The organism is Vibrio sp. Vb1574, assembly GCF_033338675.1.
Window position 1 is genome coordinate 1 of record NZ_JAWOTC010000476.1, and the last position, 1028, is coordinate 1028.

1 protein-coding gene is annotated in these 1028 nt (G+C 47.4%); it reads left to right on the forward strand.

Going from position 1 to position 1028, the window contains the following annotated elements:
- Positions 1-6 precede the first annotated feature (6 nt).
- Positions 7-1028: FAD-binding oxidoreductase (locus R7O12_RS26990; protein ID WP_318127130.1), on the forward strand; the 1022-nt coding region annotated here is incomplete at its 3' end.

Genomic DNA, 1028 nt, shown 5'->3' on the forward strand with positions numbered 1-1028 from the left:
AAGCAAATGTTACCAAGATTACACTCGCAAACTGATGTCGATCCTCTTGTTCTTCGTTTTCTGAAAGAGCTTGAACAAGCCGGATTCACTGGCGACATCGAAAGCCAATATTCAAGTCGTTTAGCCGTCGCTACTGACAACAGCGTTTACCAGCAACTTCCTCAAGCAGTCGTCCATCCTCGAACGACTCAAGATGTTTCTCTCATCGGGAAACTGAGCAATCAAGAAAAGTACGAAAGAATCACGTTCTCCCCTCGTGGTGGCGGTACCGGTACAAATGGCCAGTCGCTGACCAAAGGCATTGTGGTGGATTTGTCTCGTCACATGAACAAAGTATTGGAAGTGAATGAAGATGAAGGGTGGGTTCGCGTTCAAACTGGTGTTGTGAAAGATCAGTTGAACGATGCGGTTCGTCCTTACGGCTACTTTTTCTCTCCAGATTTGTCGACCAGCAACCGCGCAACGATTGGCGGGATGGTGAATACCGACGCCTCTGGTCAAGGCTCTCTTAAATACGGGAAAACGTCTGATCATGTACTGTCGTTGCAAGCGGTGTTTGCTGATGGCTCGATTTTAGAGTCTGATTTGTCTCATGGTTATCCAAAAGAAGGCGAGTTTGCCGCTACGGCGTTACAAGTGACGGAATCAGTTTGTCGAGAAAAACGCCAGCAGATCGTGGATAAATTTCCTCCTCTCAACCGCTTCCTAACGGGCTACGACTTAAAGAACGCGTTAAATGAAGAAGATGACCGCTTCGATATCACACGAGTGCTGTGTGGAGCAGAAGGCTCATTGGCCTTTATTACGGAAGCGAAGCTAAACCTGACGCCAATTCCGAAAGCGCGTACCTTAGTTAACGTGAAATACAACAGCTTTGACTCTGCACTGCGCAACGCGCCATTTATGGTCGAAGCGAAAGCACTTTCTGTCGAAACTGTTGACTCAAAAGTACTTAATCTCGCGAAGCAAGACATTGTCTGGCACACCGTGAGTGATCTGATCACCGACGTGCCAAACAAAGAAATGCT